General features: G+C 66.5%; 4 protein-coding genes and 1 pseudogene. 1 reads left to right on the plus strand and 4 read right to left on the minus strand.

Annotated features, from left to right (window positions below):
• From R1101_RS27690 to R1101_RS0120045, 4 genes and pseudogenes are all read right to left on the minus strand, one after another.
• A pseudogene (locus R1101_RS27690) lies at positions 1-104 on the minus strand (NADH-quinone oxidoreductase subunit B); the annotation flags it as partial.
• Positions 105-202: 98 nt separating this feature from the next.
• Positions 203-562 carry an NADH-quinone oxidoreductase subunit A gene (locus R1101_RS0120035; protein ID WP_016935086.1) on the minus strand — a complete coding sequence of 120 codons (360 nt, stop codon included), beginning with the start codon at positions 560-562 and terminating at the stop codon, positions 203-205.
• A 255-nt stretch (positions 563-817) separates the two neighbouring features.
• Positions 818-1216: a hypothetical protein gene (locus R1101_RS0120040; RefSeq protein ID WP_026003501.1), complete on the minus strand. Its 399-nt coding sequence runs from the start codon at positions 1214-1216 to the stop codon at positions 818-820.
• Positions 1217-1295: 79 nt separating this feature from the next.
• The gene (locus R1101_RS0120045; RefSeq protein ID WP_232284797.1) at positions 1296-1577 is read right to left on the minus strand and encodes a hypothetical protein; all 282 of its coding nucleotides are present in this window, start codon (positions 1575-1577) and stop codon (positions 1296-1298) included.
• Between the two features lie 352 nt (positions 1578-1929).
• Between R1101_RS0120045 and R1101_RS0120050 the strand changes: the two genes are divergently transcribed.
• Positions 1930-2943, plus strand: a complete 1014-nt coding sequence (locus R1101_RS0120050; RefSeq protein WP_016935089.1) for an iron-siderophore ABC transporter substrate-binding protein — start codon at positions 1930-1932, stop codon at positions 2941-2943.
• Positions 2944-3039 lie beyond the last annotated feature (96 nt).

Genomic DNA, 3039 nt, shown 5'->3' on the forward strand with positions numbered 1-3039 from the left:
AGCCCGAAGGAGGCGGGCCACAGTGAACCCTTGCGTGCGAACCCGGCGAGTGTCTCGACGGTGCTGAGCAGGAAACCGCTGGGAACCTTCTCCTCGATGCCCATGACCTGTCACTCCCCCCGGAATCGGACGGACCGGACGACCGCCGTACGGGTCGCGTAACCGATTCGGGTACAACAGGTCCGGGCGTGCATGTGGGGCGTCAGTCCCATGTCAGGCCTCCTCGTTTCCACTCGTAGGCGTAGGCGACGAAGACGTTGAACATGAACAGCGCCATCGCTGCCAGACCGAAGACGCCGAGCGCGTCGAAGTGGACCGCCCACGGGTACAGGAAGACGATCTCGATGTCGAAGATGATGAACAGCATCGCGGTGAGGTAGTACTTCACCGGGAAGCGGCCACCACCCACCGGCTGGGGCGTCGGGTCGATGCCGCACTCGTAGGCGTCGAGTTTGGCGCGGTTGTATCGGCTCGGACCCGCGAGGCTCGCCACCGCGACGGAGAAAACCGCGAAGGCCAGCGCGATGCCACCGAGTACCAGGATCGGTACGTAGGCGTTCATGCCACCTCCGGTTCCTCGCGCGAATCCGGCCGCGGGCCTTCTCGTCGCCCGCGCACCCACTCCGCCGTGCACCGGGGGTCCTCGCCCCAGGGCCGGCATGTGAGTTACGGCACACACTAGTGGTGTTCGCGTCGGACTTGTCGCGATTTCACACCCCCGATTCGGGGCGGCGTGTCGGGCTGCTCCGCACCGGGAAGGAGGGTAGATTCCCCTCCCCTCATACAGGTTCGCGGTCTGCCGGCCGCGCCCGAAGAGTCAGGAGTGGCGGGAGCGAGAGGTGAGCAGAGCAAGGACCTGCCGGCCGAGCCGGATCGGGTCGACCGGATGCCGCAGCGCCACCTCGGCGCCCGACCAGCGGGCCAGCCATTCGTCGTCGGCGCGGGCGATCAGGACGACGATCGGCGGACACGAGTCGAGTTCGTCCTCGAGCTGCTTCGCGATCCCCATTCCGCCGGCCGGAGCGGATTCACCGTCGAGCACGGCGAGATCGATGTCGCCGGCATGCATGCGTTCGACGACGACCGGTGGTGTCGCGACCTCCACATAGTCGAGCGGGGGCAGATCCGGGTGCAGGCGGGTACCGAGGGCATCACGAACCTGCTGCCGCACGGTCGCATCGTCGCTGTAGACGAGGATGCGCAGCGAGTCGGTCACGGGCACGATGCTAGCCGAGTCCGGTGGTTCGCCCGGGGAACCCGCGTGTCGCGGGGCGGTACGGAGACGGAGCCCGAGATCAGGATCCGCTTCCGAGAAGATGCCACCGCCCCCGGACATCGGAACGGGCAGCCGTCTCCGCCTCGTCGTCGTGGATGATCGAGGCGGGCGCGATCATCAGGTGTGCCAGGACGATGCACGCACCGGTCAGCATGGCGAACGCGCCGCCGATCAGGTAGGACCCGGTGAACACCGCCGCCAGGAAACCGATCGTGAGCATTCCCGTGAGCGCGATGATCGCGAGAATTCGCCGACTCGAGCGTGGTATCGAATCGGACCTCTTGCCTGTGGATGCAACCATGAGCATCTCCGTTCCTCCCCGGAACGACCCCTCCCGCACCCCCGCGTCCACTCACCATCCCTGTCGACGAATTGTCGGTGACGAGCGAACCCCCGCGGGAGCCGGTTACGGCCATTCCCTTCTCCGCTCGGGCCGTGAGCGGTTTCGATAACAGAATACTATCAAATGTGACATGCGTCTCGTGATCTGTTTGTGGGACATCACGAATCCGACAGGCACCCTGAAATCTGCCGGTCACCGACGGGCTTGAAAGAAGGTTAGGCTCACCTCTTGATCTGCCCCCCATCGCCGAGAGGTACCCATGAAACTCCGATCCCTGCGCCCCGGCCGCGAGCCTCGCCCGGCAGCCCTGATGCACATTCCGCGCGCGACCGCCGTGCTGGTCGCCGCCGCCGTCGCCCTCACGGCATGCTCGTCCGGAGCCGACATCGAGCCGAACGACTCACCCACCGGCGAATTCGAGCCCGTCGTGATCGAACACGCACTGGGGACCGCCGAGATCGACGCGCAACCCGAACGGGTCGTCACGCTCGGGATGGGCTCGGCCGAGACGGCGATCGCATTGGGTGTCACCCCGATCGGTGTGGAGGAATATCCTTGGGGCAGCGACGAAACGGGATACCTGCCCTGGATCCACGAGGAACTGACCGAGCGCGGCGAGCCGCTGCCCGAACAGTTCACCGGCGGAGCCGAGGTGGACGTCGAGGCGATCGCCCGACTCGCGCCGGACGTCATCCTTGCTCCGTGGTCCGGGATCACGCAGGAACAGTACGACCTGTTGTCCGCGATCGCCCCGACCGTCGCCTATCCCGAACTGCCGTGGACGATCACCTGGCAGGACCAGATCGAGACCATCGGCACCGCCCTCGGCCGGCACGAGGAGTCCCTCGGCCTGATCACCGAGATCGAGGACACCTTCGAGGCCGCCGCGGCGGCCCATCCCGAGTACGCCGACGTGACGTTCTCCTACATCTACAACACCGGCCCCGGCACGCTCGGGGTGTTCATGCCCGATGAACAACGGGTGGCGATGGTCCGCGGACTCGGATTGACGGTCGACCCGGTCGCGGAGACGCTCGAAGAGACCGAGGGCACCGACTCCGCGGTCATCGGTCTCGAGAACGCCGGCCTGCTGTCCGAATCGGACCTGATCTTCACCTTCTACTCCGACCCGGCGAACCGCGCCGAGATCGAAGCCCAGCCGGTCTACCGGCAGATCCCGGCGGTCGCCCGCGGGTCGCTGGTCGCGCCGAAGGAACAACCTTTCGTCACCGGCTCGTCGATCATCAATCCGCTCACCGTGCCGTGGGCGATCGACCGCTACATCCCGCTCATCGACGAGGCGATCGCGAAGCTCGACCGCTGAGCCGGACGCCACCGGTGGTGCGCCCGGCTCCCGGGTGTCACCGCCGGTGCGCGAGCCTGCGGATCATCAGATCACCGATGGACTGCATGATCTGCA

The organism is Rhodococcus sp. R1101, assembly GCF_000278445.1.
GTDB classification, from domain to species: Bacteria; Actinomycetota; Actinomycetes; order Mycobacteriales; family Mycobacteriaceae; genus Rhodococcus; species Rhodococcus gordoniae.